The following is a 23,585-nucleotide window of genomic DNA, read 5'->3' as shown; positions in this document are numbered from 1 at the left end:
TAGACAGAGCAAAAGCCTGACTTGTGCTTTCATCACTGTAATACATCTATTTCTATTAAACCTTTACCTTCTTGATAATCCTTTGCACTACTGTAAACATAATCCGCTGCATGCTCTACTATGCCTGCCTCTACTGGATTGTTATGTATATAATCCAATCTTTGTTCAAACATATTGCTATGAAAATCTAATGCTATGGGATGATTATCTTGCCGCCAAAACTGATAATTTGTATGGTTACTATTCTCTTTGCCAGCTTTTGCAAATAAAAACAGCATCCACTCTTTTCTGCTTTCTGTTGTACTTTCCTTAATTTCCTTCAGTATTTTATATGCTGTATATTTCTTTAAATCTCTCATTATATCCGAGAGAATAAATCCAGCCTTACAACTGATTATTAAATGAACATGATTACTCATGATTACCCATGCGTGTATATTTAAATTCTTTTCTTTCCTGCAATAAACTAAACTCTCTAAAAATAAATCCCTATAAATCTGTCTACTAAACACATCTATCCACCCTATAACGGCAAAAGAAACAAAATATATCCCCTCTGGATTGTTAAACTTATATTTTGAACTCATTACAAAATTTAGTGCTTTAATCATGAGGTACAAGTCAGGCTCTCTCGCTTTACCTACTCGCTAAGACTTGCGCCAGTGAGGGTATTCTTTGATATGCTATTAGGTATAAGAAGCTTTTAACCGTTTTTAAACCCTAATTGCACTATATTGGTACTTTAGTTTTGTTTCTGTTTATAAGATTTAAGTCATTCCACACCTTTTGCCCAAAACGCTAAGACTTAAACCAGTGGGGCGCTGCCATTTGTACTGTGTACTTCTTTATCTTTTAACTGACCTATTTCATTATACGTATTCTTCGATAGGGGCTATTAAGTACAAGAAGCATTTACCCTCTTTCCTTCACCCTCATTGCACCATATTAGGAGGATTTTTGTTATTAAACACTATTTTTGTTAGTTGAGTTTCTTGTCATTTTTATCAGTAGCGTAATTTTCTTCAATATTTATATTAATATAATTAATCTTTTCCTTATACCGTTTATACTTACCATCAAAGTTAGTGTACAGACTATCGTTTAAAGCTTTGTTATTTCTGTATAATGCTATTAGACCATTAGAAGACTTTTGTAATGCCATTGCATTATTTTCAACATCAACAAGCAACTTATCACCTACAAACAAAACTACTATAGAACTATAATTCATATTGGTTATTTTAATATAATTATCCAAAGGGATTTCTTTGCTTTTATATTTACCTGACATTAGCAGAACCTCTCCATTCTCCCTTTTCCAAACAGTTACACATTTATCATCTGAAAGACAGTAAAAAGATCTTATCCCATCTGACATCAATGTACTTATAATCACAAAAATAAAAACACATAATGCTGTTATTAATAATATTTTTTTCGTCTTACCCACTGTTTTATACTTATAAGTAACATGTTTTTCCCTGAATAGAAAGGTACTTATAATTAATAAAACAATAAGCACTAATACGATTGTTGCTAACATTTCTTTATTTCTTTACCATTTTAGTCCTATTGGTAATGGCGTTGTTGCTTTTTGCCATTGTCTTTCAAATTGTCGTTGTTTAAAAATAGAATAACCTGTGTTATGACCAGATCGTTCTGCTTGTTGAGTTGGCTGTCCTTCTCTAACTCTATTAAACGGATAATAAAGAATCGTATTCCAAGTTCCTTTTTCTTGTTTGGTTTGCAAAGCATCAAATGTAAATCGGGAAGATCCCCAGTCAAAACCGTGTTTACCTGAAACATAACCTGCTGCATAGTTTCCTATATCCCTTGCTGATGCTACTTTACCGTTAAAAGACATCCCTCGATAATGATGATGTCCCTGCTCTTCTGGAGTCGCACCTTTTGGCATTCCTCGATGTTTAAAATCAAGAGGCTCTTTGCCTTGGGCATTTGATATATAATCAACCAATCCTATATTCTTGATTTCATTATCCATAAAGTTTTGTCCGGATTTATCATTGAGATTAATATTTGCACCAATTACGGCACTACCATCTTCGTGGTGGAAAGAATATTCCGTAAGCATTTCGCCAATGACTTCTCCGGTACGTTTGCCATTTTCTGTTACATAAATATTCCTATCATTATTAGCCTCTCCTCCAACAACTTTGTATGTTCCATTTTTTTGCTTTTCAACTTCAATATCTTCTCGTTCAAACATTCCCGTCGGATCAGTATATCTGATTGGGTTATTAAACCCGTATCGATATGGTGTCCAATTCGGAGCTTGTTCCGACAAAGGATCTACCACATTCCACCTCCCAATCACCGGATCATAGAACCTTGCCCCGTAATCATACCATTCCAAATTATTATAAGAATTATCCTGCAAATCCTCCATAAAGACTTTCTCTTTACCATTATAAAGGTATTTATTATCCGATGAAAAATTATATTTATTTACTGATAAACCGAAAGCACAATAATTATCCTCCTGTATTACTCTGGCAGTATTGTTATATTTATCAATAGATTGACGCGTGTTACCTAAATGATCCTTTATAAAGTATTCATAACGGTAACTTCCATCTAGATTCCTTACAGCCCTTCCCTCTTCCGTACTTAAAAAGCTGATATTATTCTCATAATTTTTAAAGACTATAGAGCCTGCATATACGGTATAGTCTTCTGAATATAACCCAAATATATAACTATATAGTTTTACTCCATTTGCGTCATAAAGGTGATACGCTTCCGATGAACCCGTCATATAAACAGGAAGATTGTTATGGTCATAATAGACAGATTTAGGATCAGCACCGTAATTATCTTCAAAATAATGAGTATTACCATTATAATCTTCGTAATAATATTTATCTATGGAAATGCCTTTTTGTGTTCCTGTTATCCTATTTAAAAAATTACCTGTGTAGTCATAATTCATATTGGTATTGTTTCCTCTTTCCAAATGAAGAATATTCCCTCCTTTATCATAAGAGATATTCGTCTCATTCATTGTGGGTAGTAACGTATTCCAAGAATTATTCAGTCTATTCAACTTATCATAGGCAAAATAGTTGGTATTGGCTCCTGTCTTTTCGCTACTCATCCTGATCTCAGAGATGTTTCCGTTATAATTAGCCGTTGCTACACTCTGTATATCATCTTGATAGGCCAAGGTCTCTGTAAAAGTGGGTGAACTGATTTGCTTTAGCCAGCCTCTTTCGTTATAACTGTACTGGGTATTGTGGATAAAGTTTTGCCCTTGATCTTCTGAATGCATTCCTTTAGTTCTTAGCTGGCCAAGCTCATTATAATTATTTTTTGAAAGTACTATTTGGCTGCCCGTATAACTATCTTTAGGGCTACTTATTTTCTTCTTAATTTCTTTACTCCTACCTACATGATCATAAGTATAGGCTGTTGCTATTGTGACTAGCTCTTGACTTTCATTTACCTTATGATATTTCTCTGTTTTTGAGGTTTGCTCTCCCGTAAAACTATACGTATAATCTGTCTCTACATAATTACTTCCTCCTAAAGTTCCATACAAATAATCACGATAGGTCTTAATCACTTGTCCTTTATCATCATAGTATTGTACCGTCCATAACATTCCTGATTCACAACTGGCTTTAGTAGCTGTTAGTAAACCCTTGGTCATAGTACTTCCTCCTCCATATGGCCTCGGGTTTCCACCTGGCAGATTGTAATCATCATAATAACTCATAGTTAAATATGAAGAAATACTATTTTGAGGAAAAGCATTATTACTATAACCTGTTTGTGCTATACTACTATTTTTAGTCTCCCATAAAACACTTTGTCCATCTACCTGAACTTGAAGTGTAGCTCTATTTATATTGCTTATAGGTATGTAAAAGCCAGTTAAAATTTCTCTTCCTAAACCATCATACTTATAAAATATCCATCCGTTTGCGGCAGAGCTATTCATATTATAAATTACTAAATATCCATTTAATAAATTAGCATCCTGCCTTGCCACCAGCTGATCTAGTTTATTATACACCATATACTCCCAGCCTTTTCCCGGGATTCTTTTCTCTACCAATCTCCTTCTACCATCATACCTGTACTGGTAACAGTAATTATCCAGCGTCGTCTGGCTAGGTACACTCGTTGCATCTGGTTCTGCTCCCGGAGGTAATACGAAACTTAAGTTACCTAAATCGTCATATACATAGTAAGTGCTTAATGTTTCCAGACTATTGTTCTTCTCATTGAATGTTCTTTTCAACACTACCCTGCCTTCCTTATCCTTATACTCTTCTACCGTTCCTGCCTGTGGAAAGCTTTGGCTTGGACTCCAGTTCTCATCCTTGCTTATCGTCTTATACAACTGGTTGGCGCCATAATAGCCTGTGCCTGTTAGGGTTCTTTTATACGTCTCTCCTACTGTAGTTACGGCTTCTGCGTTGTATAGTCTTACCTCATTTGCTGCATTGCTGCTATATACCATCTTCTGGGTATGGCCTGCTTGGCTATTTGCTACAGGCTGCCAAGCTGCTCCCGGTGCTCCTTGTTCCAGCACCCTATTCAGTGGCGAGGCTTCAAATATCGTTTCTGCATAAGGGTTTGGGGTTTGTACTACCCCGGCCGGTGGGCTCTGGTAATAGCTCTGCTGGCTAGTAAGTGGATTGGTTTTATAACTTCCATTATTGCTTGTACTGGCATAAGGAAGGTATTTCTTATTCTCTCTACCATATTGGTCATAAGCTATTGGTACCACGATGTCTTTGTCTGCATTGGCACTGCCCTTAACCTGTACGGTCTGCATCGGTCTACCTAAACCATCAAAGTATTGTACTTCTGCCATCACTTGGTTTGCATCAGACGTTCCGGCATATGTTGCTGCTGCTGTGGTATAACCTGCTATTCTTGGTGTCAACGTTAAGATATAGTTCTGATCTTGACTTGGGGAAATACCTCCGCCTGCTCCAACTGATAAAGTAAAAGTGGAGGGTGCTGTGCCATAACCACTAATCGTATACTGCGTCGCTGCTGAAATAGCTGTCGGTGTCCCACTGATAGCTCCTGTTGATGCATTGATACTTAAGCCTGCTGGTAATTCTGGCGTTACTGTAAATGGACTTGATGACATCTTTCGTATCACATGGTTGAAGTAGTCTGCTACATATACATTTCCCTTACTATCTGTACTTACCCCGTAAGGATTATTAAACCTTACATCTGGGTTAGTTCCATTCAAATAACCCGGGGTTTGGCTACCTCCATAAGTACTTACCTCACCTGCCGGAGTAATCTTCCTTATCATATGGTTGCTCTGATCAGCTACATACAAATTACCACTACCGTCTATTGCTACGGCATTAGGCCAGCCAAAGCGGGCAGCTGTACCTATACCATTAGCATAGCCACTTGTTCCATCTCCTGCTATTGTACTTACTACTCCTGTATTGCTGATCTTCCTTATCGCATAGTTATCTCGGTCGGCTACATACAGGTTGCCTTGGCTATCCATCGTCAAGCCATGTGGTCGTCTGAATGTTGCACTTAAGGCTGATCCGTTACTAAAGCCCATGCTCCCCGTTCCTGCATAGGTACTTACAACGCCTGATGGTGTGATCTTACGGATTCTATGATTACTATAATCGGATACGTATAGGTTTCCTGATTGGTCTATGGTTAATCCTGTTGGGGTATTAAAGCTCGCTGCTGTTCCTGTTCCATTGGCTGACCCTATCGAGCCGCTACCCGCCAAGGTACTTACTACTCCTGATGGTGTGATCTTACGAATCCGGTGGTTGTCTCGGTCGGTAACATATACATTCCCCGAGGCATCTACGGCTACTCCACTAGGGTATACAAATCTCGCTGTTGACCCTGCTCCATCCTGATAACCTGCTATTCCACTTCCTGCTAGCGTACTTACTACTCCTGATGCGCTTATCTTCCTAACTTTGTGGTTATAAAAGTCTGCTACGTACATATTACCGGATGCATCGAATGTCGTATAGCAGGGATAATAGAAACTGGATACGTTTGATTGTCCATTGTAATTACCATAATACCCTGTTCCTGCATACGTACTCGTACTTTGGGTATTAAACACCGGAAGACCTCCTGTTATCGTAGGGACTATAGGACTCATCGATACTCCTGCCTGTATGACATGCGGGCCGCTAGGATAAACTATCGATAGCGGATCTACCTCTATATTCGTCGTAATATAACCTGTATGATAACCCGAGCCTTCGGAAACTATATAGTAAGTCCCCGCTCCTAAGGTGATCTCTATATTTGCCTCCATGAAATTACAAAGTCCTCCATCATCGCTACTGCTGATCGCCTGTCCACTGCTATTTAATAAATACATATAGGTATCAAAATAGCTGCCGCAATGGTCTAGTCTTACTCTAGAGGTCCCACTCAAAGTAAACTTATAATAAATATCATTATTCGGCTGACCGTAATCATCTCCAAAACAAGATAGGCTATTATCCTGTGCATTTGAATTATAGCCTCCGCCCATTCCGTAGCTACCTAAATCTATCGCATTCGATAAACTAGCTCCTGACATACTACCCCCGCCACTGGAAAGCGGACTGATATTCAACACATAATCGCCATAGTCATACCAGCTGGAGATTCCGATGAAGTTGACCACCCTATTCCGATTTAACTTGACCAGTCATTCCGTTAGAAACTGACCAGTGTATTCCGCTGGAAACTGACCAGGTAAGGACGTTGAAAGATGCTGTAAGATCAAGCCTATTTTTGGGGGATTAACATCTCAGAAATGGCAAATACGACAATCAGCATGAATAAGATAAGACAAATCCTCAGGATGTCCCATCAGGGGCGCAGCATCATGTCCATTACGGTACAGAGCGGTTGTTCCCGTAATACGGTAAGGAAATACATTTCTGCCTTCAATCAGGGAGGCTTTAGCTTTGATGAGGTAAACGCCCTTAATGACAAAGAACTGGAAGACCTTTTTGGAAAGAGCAGGGAGCAGCCCCCTAGTTCTCGTATGCAAGCCCTTCAACGATGTTTCCCTGCTATGGACAAAGAACTCAAGCGTACAGGGGTAAACCGGCAAATGTTATGGGAGGCTTACCTGAAAGAATTCCCCCAAGGCTACCGTTACAGCCAGTTCTGTCTCTATTATAAGCAATGGAAGTCTCGTGTGAACCCGGTAATGCATATGGACCATAAGGCAGGCGATATGCTGTATGTTGATTTTGCCGGCCAGAAGCTGAGTTATGTAAATGAGGAAACCGGCGAAGTGATCCTAGTAGAGGTATTCGTCGCTATCCTTGGCGCCAGCCAGCTCACTTATGTAGAGGCGGTAGCAACCCAGCAGAAAGAGGACTTCATCATGGCCTGTGACCATGCCTTCCATTATATCGGAGGGGTGCCGGGAGCTATTGTGCCGGACAACCTGAAAGCGGCAGTGACCAAGAGCAGCCGTTATGAACCTCTGCTGAACGAGGCCTTTTCAGATTTTGCCGACCATTATGGCACCACAATATTGCCTGCCAGAGCCTATAAACCCCGCGATAAGGCTTTGGTAGAAGGAGCCGTCAAGATCATCTATTCCCGTGTCTATGCTCCTTTGAGGAAGATGGTTTTCCACTCCATCGAATCCTTGAATGCCGCAATAAAGATAAGCCTGGAAGAACATAACAACCAATTATTGAAAGGTCGTAACTACAGCCGGCGCCTACAGTTTGAAGAGATAGAACGGGGAGCCCTTTCTACCCTCCCTCTGATTCCCTACGAACTCAAAAAACAATGTTACGCTACGGTAATGAAGAACGGCCACGTCTGCCTAGGCATAGACAAACATTATTATAGTGTGCCATACCGCTTTATCGGGAAGAAGATAAAGCTGTTATATTCCAGATCCACAGTAGAGGCTTTCTTCCATTACGAGCGTATAGCGATACATAAACGTATCAAAAGCCCGTACAATTATAGCACCGACAAGGACCACATGGCCACCTCGCACAGGTTTGTGGCAGAATGGACACCGGAGAAGTTTCTGGGCTGGGCCTCCTCCATCCATGAGGATGTAAGGCTATATATCCTAAAAATACTGGAACGTAAACAACATCCCGAACAAGCTTATAAATCCTGTGTAGGAATACTCAGCTTTTCCAGAAAAGTAGGGAACGAGCGGCTTCAGATGGCCTGCAGAAGGGCGTTGGGCTATGGAATATACAACTATAAGACCATACAATCTATACTAGAAAACAAGATGGACAGCTATCAGGATAATCTTTTTGCGGATGAACTGCCCATGCCCAGCCATGAAAATATTAGGGGAGAAGATTATTATCAATAAACAAATAATATATGAACACCAACACTTTAGAAAAAATGAGGTCGATGAAATTCTTCGGCATGTTCCACGCTTTCAAAAGCAGCCTGGAGAGCGGGCAGACTGATGGTTATACTGGCGATGAGTTATTGGCCCACCTATTGGAAGCCGAATGGGATTACCGGCAGAACAGACGTATAGAACGACAGTTATTGTATGCCCGCTTCCGCTATAAAGCAACCATAGAGGAGATAAAGCACTATATAGAGCGAAATATCGACAGGAACCAGCTGATGCGCCTTGCCGAATGTAGCTTTATCGACCGCAATGAAAACCTGCTGATTACCGGAAGCACCGGTATCGGAAAGAGCTATGTGGCCTCAGCCATTGGACACCAGGCCTGCTTTTCAGGCTATAGAGTACTTTATGCAAGCACTCCTAAATTATTCGCTAAATTGAAGATGGCCAAGGCTGATGGATCCTATAGTAAGGAAATCCTTAAAATAGAAAGGCAACAGTTACTGATACTCGATGACTTTGGTATCCAGCCCTTTGATGCCCAAAACCGGGCAGCACTGATGGAAATCATTGAGGACAGGCATGGGAAATCCTCTATGATCATCACTTCCCAGCTTCCTGTCGGCAAATGGCATGAACTTATCGGTGAGAAAACCATTGCCGATGCAATCCTGGATCGTATCGTACATGATGCGCATAGAATGGAGCTACAGGGGGAATCGATGAGAAAAAAAAGAAATCAGGAACCACTAAAAAATCACTCATAAATCTTTAAAATAATTATTACTTTTATCGAAGATCATAAGGCATCTTTCAACCCTCTTCGCCAGCTTAATCACTGGTCAGTTTGCCACGGAATTACATGGTCATTTTCATCGGAATATACAATAAGTGTAAACTATCCAATTTTAGGTTCTTTTTACTTTTTACTTTCTACTTTTGACTTCAATAAAGCGATCATTGTTTTTGAATTGCGGGAAAGCCTTTGCGGTAAAGGCTCCTGCGGGATTGACCAGGACTTTATTCATTAGTTTTTATTGATTTTTAAAGGTATTCATGAATTCGCTAAAGCTTCATTTTGGTTCCGCAAAAGGAACGAGCCCCGCCGGCTCATGAGGCGGATAATTATAATCATCAAAGATGTTATGAACTAATAGGCTATGGCGCTCAAAGCTTTCCGGCCTCATAGGCGGCCAGCCCTAGGCACTTTTTTCTTGAAAAAAAAAGTTGCCAAAATGGCGCAAGTACGTAGCCTAAGCCTATGTGGATACTTGTGCCTTGTAAATTCTTTCATTTCATGCTAAATATCAAAGTTTCTGCTTTATTAGACACAAGAAGCCTTTGCCTGCTTGGATTGATCATTGTTTTTATGCCATAATAAGACATTTATTAACCTGCATAGCCATAATACAAAAATGATAAAAACATTTTTTTTGTAAATTTTATTCAAAAAATTAACTTATATCTGTTTTATTTTTATATTTGCCTTATAAATATTTAATATATGCTTATAAGTTTTGCTGTTACTAATTTTAGGTCTATCAAGGAAAGAGCAGTTATAGATTTAGCCAAAACAGCTGCTAAAGGCCTTGTAAATAACTACCATGCTAAATTTAAGCTTTTAAATTCTGCAGTTTTATACGGCGCAAATGCTTCTGGTAAGTCTGGCTTTTTAAATGCTATAAGAGCTTTGGAGTTTTTAGTGCTAAATTCTGCTGACTTTAAACCAGGGAAATCAATTTTTTTATATGATCCTTTTCTATTAGATAGGTCTTGTCAAAATGCCCCGGTTGTTTTAGAGGTTTCATTTTTAATGGAAAAAGTAAAGTATGATTATAAAGTTGTATACGATACCTTAAATATAGTACAGGAAGAGCTATATTTCTATAAAGGTAATTCCAAAGCATTGTTATTTTATAGAGAACAAAATAAGGAAATAAAATTCGGGGATTATTATAAGGGTGCAAAAAAGACTATAGAAAAACTATTGTTGCCTAACCAATTGTTTTTATCTAAAGCAGCAGAAAATAATGTGGAAGCTTTGATGCAGGCTTATTTATTTTTTGCAGAACAGTTAGACGCTTATCCGGTGTTTGATATTGAAATGGAAGACGACTTGAAAAATTTCTACGCAAAGCGTCTGGCCGAAGATAAAAATGGATTATTCACAAAACGATTCAATGCTTTAATTTGTGCTTTGGATACGGGTATTCAGGGTGTAACGATAGAGGAAACAGATTGGAATAAATTCAGATTTCCTAATGCTATTCCCGATGAGGTAAAAGGAAGAATACAGGAGCGTTTCAAATATGATATTAAAACTTCCCATCCATTATTTGAAAATGGAGAGCATGTAGGCGAATACACTTTTGAAGTTAAGCAGGAATCTACAGGTACAAAAAATCTCTTTGCCTTGGCCGGGTTAATTATAGATTCATTAGAGTATGGACGTGTGCTCGTGGTAGATGAATTAGAAAAAAACCTGCATCCAAACATTACCCGCTTTTTAATCCAGCTTTTTCATCATCCGGAATTAAATAAAAACAATGCACAACTTATTTTCGCCACACATGATATTACACAGTTAAGCAATGATATTTTTAGACGTGACCAGGTTTGGTTTACCGAAAAAAATGAAAGAGGGGAAAGTATTTTATTCAGATGTTCAGATTTAGAGGGTGTTCGTTTAAACACACCATTGGATAAATGGTATGTTTCAGGCAGATTTGGTGCTACTCCAATTATTAATGATGTTGATTTCTTAATCGCTATGCAGCAGGAGGAGGAAGTTGAAGGCTAATAAGCAGATATTGATATTATGCGAAGGGATAACCGAATATCTCTATGCCCGTTCTATGCAAATGGAATTGCCAAGAGCATTGCAACGTTCTGTATCAATTAATGTAAGTCAGGCTAAACAACAAGATCCCAAAAGTCTTGTTTTAGAAGCTATCAAAAAGTCTGCTGCTGCAAAGAAAGACCGAAATTCATATGACGATGTATGGCTTTTTTTGATCACGACAATAAACCTCAGTTAAAAGAAGCTTTTGAAATGATAGAAAAGCAAGGTTTCCATTACGCTTATAGCGCAATGTGTATCGAACACTGGTTTATCCTGCATTTCGAAAACTGTGGGAAAGCTTTCATAAATGCAGAAGAGGCGCTAAAGTATCTAAAAAAGTTCATGCCCAATTATCATAAGACCAAAACTAATGCTTTTAAAGAATTAAAAAATAGGTTAGAATTAGCCTTGGAAAGGGCGACAATTTTAAATAAACAGCAGCATGAGGGATTTCCTGCTTACAAGCGAAACCCCCACTTTACAATAAATGCATTGTACAATTATTTTGAAGAATTAAAAGAGTTACATAAAAGTTAGGATGTTGAAAACTAGCTTTTATTAAAGCTAATAATTTTAGTAAATTTGTTTAATTAATAAAAAAATAGAATGAAAAGATAACAAAAATAAGAGGTAACGATATAAAATAAAGAGCTAAGTGCGTCCAACACTTAGCCCTCTGAAATTTGTATCGTCCGTACCCGATGAGGTAGAACGAAGTATACTCTTAATTATTTAAACGCGAAATAAAGCTTTTTGTTACATAAAAACAAAGAAAATCTGCTTTTCCGTAAAAATACTTCCCTCTCTGGCGTATCGTGGGTTCAAGACTGTCCCCACGTCCTCTACGAAAAATTTGGTCACTTTTTAATAAATCAAACTCTTAAGTGGTTTTAGCTATGCTAACTATTCTCATCTTAGAATAACCTGATCATTGTATATTCCGATGAAAATGACCATGTAATTCCGTGGCAAACTGACCAGTGATTAAGCTGGCGAAGAGGGTTGAAAGATGCCTTATGATCTTCGATAAAAGTAATAATTATTTTAAAGATTTATGAGTGATTTTTTAGTGGTTCCTGATTTCTTTTTTTCTCATCGATTCCCCCTGTAGCTCCATTCTATGCGCATCATGTACGATACGATCCAGGATTGCATCGGCAATGGTTTTCTCACCGATAAGTTCATGCCATTTGCCGACAGGAAGCTGGGAAGTGATGATCATAGAGGATTTCCCATGCCTGTCCTCAATGATTTCCATCAGTGCTGCCCGGTTTTGGGCATCAAAGGGCTGGATACCAAAGTCATCGAGTATCAGTAACTGTTGCCTTTCTATTTTAAGGATTTCCTTACTATAGGATCCATCAGCCTTGGCCATCTTCAATTTAGCGAATAATTTAGGAGTGCTTGCATAAAGTACTCTATAGCCTGAAAAGCAGGCCTGGTGTCCAATGGCTGAGGCCACATAGCTCTTTCCGATACCGGTGCTTCCGGTAATCAGCAGGTTTTCATTGCGGTCGATAAAGCTACATTCGGCAAGGCGCATCAGCTGGTTCCTGTCGATATTTCGCTCTATATAGTGCTTTATCTCCTCTATGGTTGCTTTATAGCGGAAGCGGGCATACAATAACTGTCGTTCTATACGTCTGTTCTGCCGGTAATCCCATTCGGCTTCCAATAGGTGGGCCAATAACTCATCGCCAGTATAACCATCAGTCTGCCCGCTCTCCAGGCTGCTTTTGAAAGCGTGGAACATGCCGAAGAATTTCATCGACCTCATTTTTTCTAAAGTGTTGGTGTTCATATATTATTTGTTTATTGATAATAATCTTCTCCCCTAATATTTTCATGGCTGGGCATGGGCAGTTCATCCGCAAAAAGATTATCCTGATAGCTGTCCATCTTGTTTTCTAGTATAGATTGTATGGTCTTATAGTTGTATATTCCATAGCCCAACGCCCTTCTGCAGGCCATCTGAAGCCGCTCGTTCCCTACTTTTCTGGAAAAGCTGAGTATTCCTACACAGGATTTATAAGCTTGTTCGGGATGTTGTTTACGTTCCAGTATTTTTAGGATATATAGCCTTACATCCTCATGGATGGAGGAGGCCCAGCCCAGAAACTTCTCCGGTGTCCATTCTGCCACAAACCTGTGCGAGGTGGCCATGTGGTCCTTGTCGGTGCTATAATTGTACGGGCTTTTGATACGTTTATGTATCGCTATACGCTCGTAATGGAAGAAAGCCTCTACTGTGGATCTGGAATATAACAGCTTTATCTTCTTCCCGATAAAGCGGTATGGCACACTATAATAATGTTTGTCTATGCCTAGGCAGACGTGGCCGTTCTTCATTACCGTAGCGTAACATTGTTTTTTGAGTTCGTAGGGAATCAGAGGGAGGGTAGAAAGGGCTCCCCGTTCTATCTCTTCAAACTGTAGGCGCCGGCTGTAGTTACGACCTTTCAATAATTGGTTGTTATGTTCTTCCAGGCTTATCTTTATTGCGGCATTCAAGGATTCGATGGAGTGGAAAACCATCTTCCTCAAAGGAGCATAGACACGGGAATAGATGATCTTGACGGCTCCTTCTACCAAAGCCTTATCGCGGGGTTTATAGGCTCTGGCAGGCAATATTGTGGTGCCATAATGGTCGGCAAAATCTGAAAAGGCCTCGTTCAGCAGAGGTTCATAACGGCTGCTCTTGGTCACTGCCGCTTTCAGGTTGTCCGGCACAATAGCTCCCGGCACCCCTCCGATATAATGGAAGGCATGGTCACAGGCCATGATGAAGTCCTCTTTCTGCTGGGTTGCTACCGCCTCTACATAAGTGAGCTGGCTGGCGCCAAGGATAGCGACGAATACCTCTACTAGGATCACTTCGCCGGTTTCCTCATTTACATAACTCAGCTTCTGGCCGGCAAAATCAACATACAGCATATCGCCTGCCTTATGGTCCATATGCATTACCGGGTTCACACGAGACTTCCATTGCTTATAATAGAGACAGAACTGGCTGTAACGGTAGCCTTGGGGGAATTCTTTCAGGTAAGCCTCCCATAACATTTGCCGGTTTACCCCTGTACGCTTGAGTTCTTTGTCCATAGCAGGGAAACATCGTTGAAGGGCTTGCATACGAGAACTAGGGGGCTGCTCCCTGCTCTTTCCAAAAAGGTCTTCCAGTTCTTTGTCATTAAGGGCGTTTACCTCATCAAAGCTAAAGCCTCCCTGATTGAAGGCAGAAATGTATTTCCTTACCGTATTACGGGAACAACCGCTCTGTACCGTAATGGACATGATGCTGCGCCCCTGATGGGACATCCTGAGGATTTGTCTTATCTTATTCATGCTGATTGTCGTATTTGCCATTTCTGAGATGTTAATCCCCCAAAAATAGGCTTGATCTTACAGCATCTTTCAACGTCCTTACCTGGTCAGTTTCCAGCGGAATACACTGGTCAGTTTCTAACGGAATGACTGGTCAAGTTAAATCGGAATAGGGTGGTCAACTTCATCGGAATCTCCACCTGATAGCACTTTTAGTATTTATCTTGCTCCTTCTGCTCAACTGGCGACTACTCAATAGCAGTTGGAACAGACTGGGCTTGCCTCCGTTTCAACACATGGTTCCACACTTTAAACAATTAAGCTTATGGCAACAATTCGTATTGTACTGGGCATCTTTTGCCTTGCTATTATTAGCAGCTATCGGCTGCCTGCTAGCAATATTTTAGGTCTGCAAAGCCCATTAACTGAGCTTTCGGCAAAGGGGTCACTACCAAAAAAGGATTCAGAAAAAGAGAGGCGGATCTTACTCCAATCACTTTATAACCAGGAAGTAGGAGTACGTGAACAGCGTAATAGGAATGATGGCCACCGGGTAGAAACCTATCTGCATTATACCGGTAATAAAAAAGGTGATCCTTGGTGTGCCGCCTTTGTAAGCTGGTGTTTGGGCAAAGCAGGTATCAGCAATCCACGTAGCGCATGGAGCCCTGCTTTATTACCTCAAGAGCGTATCATCTGGAAAAATAGCTGGCAGCAAGAAGAGATACAGCCACAGGCAGGAGATGTTTTTGGCATTTGGTACGCCTCCAAAAAACGCATTGCCCATTGCGGTTTTATAGATGCTTGGGGCGAGAGTATCATCATCACCGTTGAAGGGAATACCAATGAAGCCGGAAGCAGAGAAGGTGATGGGGTGTACCGTAAGCGCAGGCTTAAACGTACTTTATATGCAGTGGCAGATTGGGTGACAGCAAGGAGGGAAACAAGATGAAGCAGCTAAGCACCTTTATGATGGTACTGTTGTTAACAGCCTGTTCGAGTCAAAAGTCCAGGTATCAGCAGCTCATCACCGCATTGGAAAAAACCAAACAGGCTACATTTTTAAAAGATAGCCTGCAAAGTAAAAGCAGTACGATAAACGCCACACTCCAGCAAGTGAAAGAAGGTATGGTCTTAGAAATGGACGAACTCTTTTATTGGCATCCAGATAGTGGCTTGCAGCAGCAACCGGGCTATATCAAAGTAAAAGTTTATAAAAGCAGCAGCAAAGACAGTTTAGTAAAACAAAGCCATCAACAGCAAAGCAGTACGGTTAAAGCCCAACAGCAAGAACAAGAATTGTTAAAGAAAAGCACAACTAAAACATTAGAAAAAGAAGTAGAAAGAAAAGGGAGTTTTACCGGAATCCTACTGGCTATGATTTTCTTAGGCCTGGTGGTTTTAGGCCTTTGGTGCAAGTTAAAAACTTAAATAGCCTATTAAAACATAAAAAAGCCCTACAAATGATGATTTGCAGGGCTTTTAAATTTTATTTTATTTCTAAACTAAGAACATCCCATAGAAGTTCCGCAATTTAAGCATTTGTAGCAAGTACCAGATCTAATGGTAGTATGTCCGCAGCTGCTGCAAGCAGGAGCATCAGATTGTGCACCCATAGAAATATCTAATGATAAACCTTTCTTAGCTGTTGAAGCAAAAGTTTCTTGAACTGGTGCTGGCGTATAAACATTTGTAGCATCAGTATTTACATCTGTATCTTCTAATTGTGGGTTTCCTGTTACAGCTTTTTGCTCTGTTATCACATGAACTAAATCTGTACGGTTTAAATATTCATAACCTAACATTCTGAACATGTAATCAATAATTGATGTTGCAGATTTAATGTTCTCATGACCACTCACCATACCTGCAGGCTCAAATCTTGTGAAAGTGAATTTCTCTACATACTCTTCTAAAGGTACTCCGTATTGTAAACCTACTGACACGGCTATAGCAAAACAGTTCATCAAAGAACGGAAAGTTGCACCCTCTTTGTGCATATCCACAAAGATTTCTCCTAAAGTACCATCAGTATATTCGCCTGTACGTACGAAAACGGTTTGGCCATCTATACTAGCTTTTTGGGTAAAACCTCTTCTCTTAGAAGGCATTACTTTCTTCTGTACAACTCTAGACAATTGTCTCATAAAGCTCGTATCCTCAGAACGTTGTAAGATGGCATTTGCTGCTTCTAATACTTGTTCTGGAGTTAAATCGCTTAATTTTAATTCTGCGGCTTTGCCTAGAACTTCTTCTACAGTCTCTAATTTATCATCATCTTTTGCATCAGATTTTGTAGATAGCGGCTGAGATAGTTTACAACCATCACGGTAAAGCGCATTTGCTTTTAAGCCTAATGCCCATGATAACTCATAGCAATCTTTAATCTCGTCTACCTGTGCTTCGTTTGGTAAATTGATTGTCTTAGAAATTGCTCCAGATAAGAAAGGTTGTGCAGCAGCCATCATTTTAATATGACCATGTGCATGGATATATCTTACGCCTTTAGCACCATTTTTATTTGCGCAATCAAACACTGGGTAATGCTCTTCTTTTAAGAAAGGCGCACCTTCAATAGTCATGGTTCCGCAAATGTATTCGTTAGCCTCTGCAATTTGTTGACGGCTAAAGCCTAAAGATCTTAACACATTAAAATCAGGAGCATTATATTGCTCAGCTTTAAAGCCAAGGCGTTGTAAACAATCCTCACCTAAAGTCCAAACGTTAAATGCAAAGCTAATTTCAAAAGCAGAGATGATAGCTTTATCTAATTTCTCTAAATCGTTCTCTGTAAATCCTTTTGCTTTTAAAGAATCAGGGTTAACATGTGGCGCACCTTTAATACTAGCGGCACCTTTAGCATAATTTACAATAGCTTCAATTTCTGCTTCGCTATATTTTAAGTTTCTTAAAGCCGCAGGAACAGCCTGATTGATGATTTTGAAATAACCACCACCAGATAATTTCTTGAATTTCACTAATGCAAAATCAGGCTCAATACCAGTAGTATCGCAATCCATAACCAAACCAATAGTTCCGGTTGGTGCAATTACCGTAGTTTGTGCGTTACGGTAACCGTATTTTTCGCCCATTTCTACTGCTTTATCCCAAGCATTGCAAGCTGCTGATAATAAATAATCAGGACATACTTTTTGATCAATTCCTGGAGGCGCAATTTCTAAGCCTTCGTAAGCATCTGTAGCATTATAAGCTGCATAACGGTGGTTACGCATTACTCTTAACATGCTATCTTTATTTTCTTTATATCTGCTAAAAGTACCTAACTCTTTGGCCATCTCTGCAGATGTTGCATAAGCAGTACCCGTCATAATTGCTGTGATAGCACCACCCAATGCTCTTGCTTTATCGCTATCGTAAGGGATACCAGCAACCATTAACATAGAACCTAAATTGGCATATCCCAATCCTAAAGTTCTGTAATCGTATGATAATTGAGCTACCTCTTTAGAAGGGAACTGAGCCATCAATACAGAAATTTCTAATACTGTTGTCCAAATACGGCAAGCATGTTCAAAACCTTTTACATCAAAAACTAACGTTTTTAAATCAAAGAAATGACGTAAGTTGATAGATGCTAAGTTACAAGCAGTATTATCTAAGAACATGTATTCTGAACATGGGTTAGAAGCATTGATACGACCACCAGCAGGGCAAGTATGCCATTCGTTAATGGTTGTATCATACTGTACACCAGGGTCTGCACAAGCCCAAGCTGCAAAAGCGATATCATCCCATAACTTCTTAGCATCAATGGTTTTCATAACCCTGCCATCAGAACGAGCAGTTAAATTCCAACCAGTGCCGTTTTCAAGCGTCCTAAAGAACTCGTTAGGAATACGTACCGAGTTGTTAGAGTTTTGTCCTGCTACGGTTCTGTAGGCCTCTCCTTCGTAATCTGAAGAATAACCCGCAGCTATTAAAGCAGCAACTTTTTTCTCTTCTTCTACTTTCCAGTTAACAAAGCCTTCAATTTCCGGATGGTCTAGGTCTAAACAAACCATTTTAGCCGCTCTTCTGGTAGTACCACCAGATTTTATAGCACCAGCTGCTCTGTCACCTATTTTTAAGAAAGACATTAAACCAGAAGAGTAACCTCCACCAGATAATTTTTCGTTCTCGCCTCTAATTCTGGAAAAGTTTGTGCCTACCCCAGAACCGTATTTGAAAATACGAGCCTCACGAACCCATAAATCCATAATACCACCTTCGTTTACCAAATCATCTTCTACAGATAAGATAAAACAAGCATGTGGTTGTGGGCGCTCATAAGCTGAGGTTGATTTTTCTAATTTTTCTGTTTTTGGATCTACATAATAGTGACCTTGAGGACCACCTGTAATACCATAAGAACTGTGTAAACCGGTATTAAACCATTGTGGCGAGTTTGGTGCAGCTAATTGCCCAACAATGGTGTAAACAATTTCATCATAAAATATTTGCGCATCTTTAGCAGAAGCGAAATAACCATAACGCTCTCCCCAAACTTTCCAGCAATTTGCCATACGATGTGCCACTTGCTTAATGCTTTTTTCTGATCCTAAAGAACCATCTGCTTGTGGTACACCTGCTTTTCTAAAATATTTTTGAGCTAAGATATCAGTTGCTACTTGAGACCAAGTATTTGGTACTTCAACATCATTCATTTCAAAAACTGCGTCTCCAGAAGGATTTCTGATTACCGATGACCTTTTATCATACGTAAAAAGATCATATACATCTTTTCCTTCGACTGTAAAGTAACGATCAAATTTCAACCCTTTTCCGGTAGGCGTAGCCGCCTTGTTTGATGATGATTTTCCCATAACTGATATTTTAATTTTTCTAATTCTGATTATTTGCTAAAAAAACTACAGGAGTTTTTTATCAAATTTAATTTCTACTTATAAATAATCAGTTCTGAGTTTTCCACAGCCAGATTTATAAATTTTGCCTGTGATATATTTTTCTAAGAAAAACACTGATAACAAGAGGTTTACAAGTGTGGAAAACTAAAATTTTTCTTTTTTTCTAGCAAATTCGCAAAAAATGATTACGAAAAACGTTTAGTGTACTTTATACATGATTCACGTCATATTTAAACAAAAAAACCCAGCTTTTCGGCTGGGTTTTTCTTTATATAAACGCTAATTTATTAATCAATAACGTTCACTTATAAAAGCTACTCTTTTAGCACTTTACTAAAAAAATTCTCTCCCTTTCCTTGTAAACTTAGGTAATATATTCCACTAGCGTACTTGGTCAAAGAAACTCGCATTTCATTTTGTATAGGCGATACAGCTATGGTTTCTAATATTTGCCCGCTTTTACTAATAAGTCTTAAAACCTGATAATCTCCTTGATTAAAATTTAATATTACCTCGTTAGTAGTTGGGTTTGGATAAACTTTTACTTCAGTTGTTAACAACTCAAAACTTATAGACTTTATCCCTAAAAGGTTTATTTCGCCATTTAAATCTATCTGCTCTAATCGATAATAATTTATCCCGTTACTTGGTTTATCATCTTCATACACGTAATTATTTTGTTGAAAATTTTTAGCATTGATTTTAACTAATTCCTTAAACGCTATCCCGTCATTAGAACGTGAAATTATATACGTTTTAGCATCAATCTCAGATACTGTTTGCCAAGCCAATAAAACACTATTCAACTCTTTTTTGAGTGTAAAATTTACTAAGGTAACAGGCAATGTCCCTTGTGACTCATAAGCCCCAATATCAATTTGATTATCAACCCGGTTATTTCCTAATAAATCTATATTACCAAATGCCACCAAATTATACAAGCTATTATTACCAGCATTAACTGCGCTACTGTTTGGTTCAACCTTAAAATCTTTGGTATTGATATTTAAAAATTGTGGAGCTGTATTGATTAAATTAACAGGAGCTGTTGTAAAAGCCAGCTGATGGGTACTGTTTAAAATACTATTATTCAAAGTTGAGGATAAAGGAGCTGTATTCACATTAGTAATCGCATTTTGAATAGGATTATCTGTCCAAATAATACTATTATTTAGGGCGATACTTTTAGCAGAGTTAACCTCAATTAATGTCCCGTTAGTGTTATATAAGGTTGAGTTAATAATGTTCAAATCTGATTCTTTATTGTAAACAGCGGCTCTATCATTATCGTAAAACAAAGAATTAATGATGGTAGATTTAGCTCCTAACAATAACCCTACAGCACTTCCATTACCAGTAGATGCAAAGCCAGCAGTTGTACTATTATCTTTGAATATACATCGGTTAATAATTAATTCGCCCAATTTATACCCACAAATTGCTCCGCCAGTTGCCCCATTTGTACCTCCTTGAAAAAAATTATTTACTGAATTTCCTTCGAAATAGCTATTATAAATATTCGCCTTATATTCACCAGTATTTACCCCATCATAATAGAAAAAAAGTGCTCCGCCTTGGTAATTACACCTATTATTTATAAAACTACAATTTTGTATTTCTATTGATTCTGATCCGAGATTAAAGGCCAATACTGCAATTGCTCCTCCTCCTGCTGTTGAAAAATTATCTATAAATTTACAATTGTTTATGGTAGGTGTATTATTAAGGTTTAAATCATCAGCCGCAATAAATAAAGCGCCTCCCCAATATCTAGGATAAATATTATTATAAACAAGTCCTGAATTTGCATTACCTCCTGTGATGGTAAATCCATCAACAACTAAAGAATTATTTAAACTCTGCCCAACTGGGGTAACTATAGACAACACATGATAAGAATTATCTGTAGCACTTGTGTTATCACCCAAATTTCCACTCAGTATGGTTTCGTTATTACTAATATTTCTTTGAGAAAGGGCGGTTTCTGTACCAGCAAATCCCCCATAAAGTTTGATATTTTTTTTAATCAAAAAAGTCTTATCTCTATCATTAGATGCTGGATTTGAAAAGTCAGAAGCATCTCTTATCGCTATAAGACTACTTGGTAGGTATGTACCAGAAGCAACCCAAATCTCATCATTTTCAATAGAGAGGTCTATCATGGCTTGCAAATCTGAAGAGGCGTTTACCCAGCTGCTACCATCGGCAGTACCAGAAGCAACGGATTTTACATACCTAATGGTTTGTGCAGATATTTTGGTAAAAGATAGGCAAACGATAAATAGCGTAAATATTTTTTTCATATTTAGTTGAATTTGATTTGCTCAAAATTATAGCGCACACAGTCGAAATGTTTACCCAAAACGCATTTTGATTTATCCAAAACGCATTTTTTTGAAATTTTCCTATATATTTAAAACAAAAACCTTCCGGAAATTTTAATTAAATATGGAAACGCCAATACTCATAGAAGAATTAAAAGATTACCCTTTTGATGAGGTAACCAGATTAAATTGTGAGGATGATATGCTCAAATTTAAGGCTCCTGTTTTAGGCGAAAGTCATACTGCATTAATTCCATTAACTTCTGGAGTTTTATTAGCCTATTATGCTGGAAAACCTGAAGAAACTTATCAAATGAGATACAGTCAGTATTTTCAGGATAAAATTTTAATCAGTTTAATGCTTTCTGGAGACTCAACTCATCATCTACAGGGTAATTTAGAAGTAAACCTTAAAAAAAATCAATCTTTTATTTATGCTATTCAAGAAGATGGTAAACTATCCGTAGTAGAGTATAAAAAATCAAAGCGTTTTGAAGTAGCTTCGCTAATATTCGATCAAGAAGCCTTTAATATATGTTTAGATAAATTCTTTGATAAAACTCAAAAAAAAGAAAAAGAAGCTTGTTTAAAAGCATTCTTTTCTGGTAAACAACCTGGCGAATTGTTTGATATTACCAATGAAGTAAACCTTATTATCAAACAAATTTTAAATTGTAGGCTTATTAAAAATTTTAGAAGAGTTTATTTGGAGTGTAAAGCCTACGAATTAATGGCTTACTATTTCCAGTCTATCTCTTGTATAAATAATTCTGAAATATACTTCTCTGCAGATGATATAAAGAAGCTTCAAGGAATTAAAAGCGATTTAAGCACTTATGATTTAGAAGATATTTCTGTAGAAAACTTATGCAAAAAGTATGGGATAAATAGATTTAAACTTACATCAGGTTTTCAAAGTCTATTTAACGTATCTATCATAAAATTTTATCGTAAACAAGTTTTACAAAGAGCATTTAATGATATCAAAGAAAATAGAATAAGTATAACTGAAGCCGCTTTGAAATATGGGTATAACACCCCGCAATCCTTTTCAAGAGCCTTTTTCAAAGAATTTCAAATCAGACCAAGTGCAATTTCTTAGTCTAAACTTAAGTCAGAAGAAAAAAAAGATTTTAGCTTAAATTTTGATAAAACTATCACAACGTACTAACATAAAAAAAGAGGCTATCTCAAATATAATTTTTGAAATAGCCTCTTTCTATTTTATCGGTTATTAATCAATAACATTCACTTTAATCATATTCGTTTTTCCTTTTTTCTCAATCGGGATAGACGCTGTGTTGATGATAAAGTAGTATAATTTATTTCAAAGCGCCTCAGAATCTTCTATAATTACGCAGTTAGCATCAACTAGATCTATATCTAGTGAATATTCAGGCAAAGGACCACAAATTGTTGGTAAAATTTGGTCGTCAGGTGTTTTTATTACATCGTTAACCTTCAAATAGATTATTTTGCCTACAGTATAATCACTTGGTAAACTCCTGACTGCATAAGAATTTTGATATTTTATACCTTCGTCCCCAATCCATTTAGAATTTGGTAAACTGGGACTCCCTTTCATAACTTGGATAACCCCACCGCAACCAGTAGATTTATTAAGTACTTTTGCTTGGTAGCAATTGTCTTTAAGGTTATCAGACTTCTCACAACTAGACAAAATTATTGTGTAAAACACAGCGAAATAGGCAATTAGATTTTTCATAAAGTATATGCTTTTTAAGTTTTGGAAAATAACAGTTCATCATCTTTATCTTAATAAAACGATAGATTTTTATTAAAAAGGATCTAGTTTAACAATAGTAGCAGCAGTATGATGTTTTTCTTTTTAAAGTAAACAATTATAAAATTATTTTTTTTCATTAAAAAAATAACTCCAA

15 protein-coding genes are annotated in these 23,585 nt (G+C 38.0%); 7 read left to right on the top strand and 8 right to left on the bottom strand.

Annotation, left to right across the window (positions count from 1 at the left end; genetic code table 11):
• Window positions 1-32: 32 nt before the first annotated feature.
• The 3 genes from FYC62_RS14670 to FYC62_RS14660 all read right to left on the bottom strand — a co-directional run bounded on the left by FYC62_RS14670 (window position 33) and on the right by FYC62_RS14660 (window position 6,568).
• Window positions 33-611: an REP-associated tyrosine transposase gene (locus tag FYC62_RS14670; RefSeq protein ID WP_240534754.1), complete on the bottom strand. Its 579-nt coding sequence runs from the start codon at window positions 609-611 to the stop codon at window positions 33-35.
• Window positions 612-979: 368 nt separating this feature from the next.
• On the bottom strand, window positions 980-1,543 hold the full coding sequence (locus tag FYC62_RS14665) for a hypothetical protein (protein ID WP_149075475.1): 564 nt from the start codon (window positions 1,541-1,543) through the stop codon (window positions 980-982).
• Between the two features lie 12 nt (window positions 1,544-1,555).
• Window positions 1,556-6,568 (bottom strand): DUF6443 domain-containing protein, encoded by a 5,013-nt coding sequence (locus FYC62_RS14660; RefSeq protein WP_149075474.1) that lies wholly within the window; start codon window positions 6,566-6,568, stop codon window positions 1,556-1,558.
• Between the two features lie 219 nt (window positions 6,569-6,787).
• Here FYC62_RS14660 and istA (FYC62_RS14655) point away from each other — a divergent pair, with 219 nt between their 5' ends.
• The 4 genes from istA (FYC62_RS14655) (at window position 6,788) to FYC62_RS14635 (ending at window position 11,711) form a co-directional block, all read left to right on the top strand.
• Window positions 6,788-8,338, top strand: a complete 1,551-nt coding sequence (istA, locus tag FYC62_RS14655; RefSeq protein WP_039454395.1) for an IS21 family transposase — start codon at window positions 6,788-6,790, stop codon at window positions 8,336-8,338.
• 11 nt (window positions 8,339-8,349) lie between these two features.
• Complete coding sequence (istB, locus tag FYC62_RS14650; protein ID WP_039454396.1) at window positions 8,350-9,099, top strand: IS21-like element helper ATPase IstB; 750 nt, start codon at window positions 8,350-8,352, stop codon at window positions 9,097-9,099.
• Window positions 9,100-9,836: 737 nt separating this feature from the next.
• Window positions 9,837-11,132: an AAA family ATPase gene (locus FYC62_RS14645; RefSeq protein ID WP_149075473.1), complete on the top strand. Its 1,296-nt coding sequence runs from the start codon at window positions 9,837-9,839 to the stop codon at window positions 11,130-11,132.
• A gap of 201 nt (window positions 11,133-11,333) precedes the next feature.
• Window positions 11,334-11,711: an RloB domain-containing protein gene (locus FYC62_RS14635; protein WP_149075471.1), complete on the top strand. Its 378-nt coding sequence runs from the start codon at window positions 11,334-11,336 to the stop codon at window positions 11,709-11,711.
• A 529-nt stretch (window positions 11,712-12,240) separates the two neighbouring features.
• On the opposite strand, the gene istB (FYC62_RS14630) is transcribed toward FYC62_RS14635, so the two are convergent.
• Both istB (FYC62_RS14630) and istA (FYC62_RS14625) read right to left on the bottom strand, forming a co-directional pair.
• On the bottom strand, window positions 12,241-12,975 hold the full coding sequence (istB, locus tag FYC62_RS14630) for an IS21-like element helper ATPase IstB (protein WP_149075470.1): 735 nt from the start codon (window positions 12,973-12,975) through the stop codon (window positions 12,241-12,243).
• A gap of 11 nt (window positions 12,976-12,986) precedes the next feature.
• Window positions 12,987-14,537, bottom strand: coding sequence for an IS21 family transposase (gene istA / locus FYC62_RS14625; protein ID WP_039454395.1), 1,551 nt, complete (start codon window positions 14,535-14,537; stop codon window positions 12,987-12,989).
• A gap of 283 nt (window positions 14,538-14,820) precedes the next feature.
• Between istA (FYC62_RS14625) and FYC62_RS17880 the strand changes: the two genes are divergently transcribed.
• Window positions 14,821-15,447 (top strand): CHAP domain-containing protein, encoded by a 627-nt coding sequence (locus tag FYC62_RS17880; protein WP_149075469.1) that lies wholly within the window; start codon window positions 14,821-14,823, stop codon window positions 15,445-15,447.
• Window positions 15,444-15,926: a hypothetical protein gene (locus FYC62_RS14615; RefSeq protein ID WP_168199458.1), complete on the top strand. Its 483-nt coding sequence runs from the start codon at window positions 15,444-15,446 to the stop codon at window positions 15,924-15,926. Before FYC62_RS17880 ends, FYC62_RS14615 begins: the two co-directional genes overlap by 4 nt.
• A gap of 74 nt (window positions 15,927-16,000) precedes the next feature.
• Here FYC62_RS14615 and FYC62_RS14610 read toward each other — a convergent pair whose 3' ends face one another.
• Window positions 16,001-19,318, bottom strand: a complete 3,318-nt coding sequence (locus FYC62_RS14610) for a vitamin B12-dependent ribonucleotide reductase (protein ID WP_149075467.1) — start codon at window positions 19,316-19,318, stop codon at window positions 16,001-16,003.
• Window positions 19,319-19,674: 356 nt separating this feature from the next.
• Window positions 19,675-21,663 carry a T9SS type A sorting domain-containing protein gene (locus tag FYC62_RS14605; RefSeq protein WP_149075466.1) on the bottom strand — a complete coding sequence of 663 codons (1,989 nt, stop codon included), beginning with the start codon at window positions 21,661-21,663 and terminating at the stop codon, window positions 19,675-19,677.
• Window positions 21,664-21,808: 145 nt separating this feature from the next.
• Between FYC62_RS14605 and FYC62_RS14600 the strand changes: the two genes are divergently transcribed.
• Window positions 21,809-22,786, top strand: a complete 978-nt coding sequence (locus FYC62_RS14600) for a helix-turn-helix transcriptional regulator (protein WP_149075465.1) — start codon at window positions 21,809-21,811, stop codon at window positions 22,784-22,786.
• A 225-nt stretch (window positions 22,787-23,011) separates the two neighbouring features.
• Here FYC62_RS14600 and FYC62_RS14595 read toward each other — a convergent pair whose 3' ends face one another.
• Window positions 23,012-23,410 carry a hypothetical protein gene (locus tag FYC62_RS14595; RefSeq protein WP_149075464.1) on the bottom strand — a complete coding sequence of 133 codons (399 nt, stop codon included), beginning with the start codon at window positions 23,408-23,410 and terminating at the stop codon, window positions 23,012-23,014.
• Between the last annotated feature and the right edge of the window lie 175 nt (window positions 23,411-23,585).

The organism is Pedobacter aquae (assembly GCF_008195825.1).
GTDB lineage: Bacteria > Bacteroidota > Bacteroidia > Sphingobacteriales > Sphingobacteriaceae > Pseudopedobacter > Pseudopedobacter aquae.
The sequence above is the reverse complement of the archived record's forward strand: the minus strand, read 5'-3'. Positions and strand labels throughout refer to the sequence as shown.

Bases quoted from the DNA above. Each gene is read 5' to 3' on its own strand.
- FYC62_RS14670 (WP_240534754.1), bottom strand. From the start codon at position 611: ATGATTAAAGCACTAAATTTTGTAATGAGTTCAAAATATAAGTTTAAC.
- FYC62_RS14665 (WP_149075475.1), bottom strand. From the start codon at position 1,543: ATGTTAGCAACAATCGTATTAGTGCTTATTGTTTTATTAATTATAAGT.
- FYC62_RS14660 (WP_149075474.1), bottom strand. From the start codon at position 6,568: ATGTCAGGAGCTAGTTTATCGAATGCGATAGATTTAGGTAGCTACGGA.
- istA (WP_039454395.1), top strand. From the start codon at position 6,788: ATGGCAAATACGACAATCAGCATGAATAAGATAAGACAAATCCTCAGG.
- istB (WP_039454396.1), top strand. From the start codon at position 8,350: ATGAACACCAACACTTTAGAAAAAATGAGGTCGATGAAATTCTTCGGC.
- FYC62_RS14645 (WP_149075473.1), top strand. From the start codon at position 9,837: ATGCTTATAAGTTTTGCTGTTACTAATTTTAGGTCTATCAAGGAAAGA.
- FYC62_RS14635 (WP_149075471.1), top strand. From the start codon at position 11,334: ATGGCTTTTTTTGATCACGACAATAAACCTCAGTTAAAAGAAGCTTTT.
- istB (WP_149075470.1), bottom strand. From the start codon at position 12,975: ATGAACACCAACACTTTAGAAAAAATGAGGTCGATGAAATTCTTCGGC.
- istA (WP_039454395.1), bottom strand. From the start codon at position 14,537: ATGGCAAATACGACAATCAGCATGAATAAGATAAGACAAATCCTCAGG.
- FYC62_RS17880 (WP_149075469.1), top strand. From the start codon at position 14,821: ATGGCAACAATTCGTATTGTACTGGGCATCTTTTGCCTTGCTATTATT.
- FYC62_RS14615 (WP_168199458.1), top strand. From the start codon at position 15,444: ATGAAGCAGCTAAGCACCTTTATGATGGTACTGTTGTTAACAGCCTGT.
- FYC62_RS14610 (WP_149075467.1), bottom strand. From the start codon at position 19,318: ATGGGAAAATCATCATCAAACAAGGCGGCTACGCCTACCGGAAAAGGG.
- FYC62_RS14605 (WP_149075466.1), bottom strand. From the start codon at position 21,663: ATGAAAAAAATATTTACGCTATTTATCGTTTGCCTATCTTTTACCAAA.
- FYC62_RS14600 (WP_149075465.1), top strand. From the start codon at position 21,809: ATGGAAACGCCAATACTCATAGAAGAATTAAAAGATTACCCTTTTGAT.
- FYC62_RS14595 (WP_149075464.1), bottom strand. From the start codon at position 23,410: ATGAAAAATCTAATTGCCTATTTCGCTGTGTTTTACACAATAATTTTG.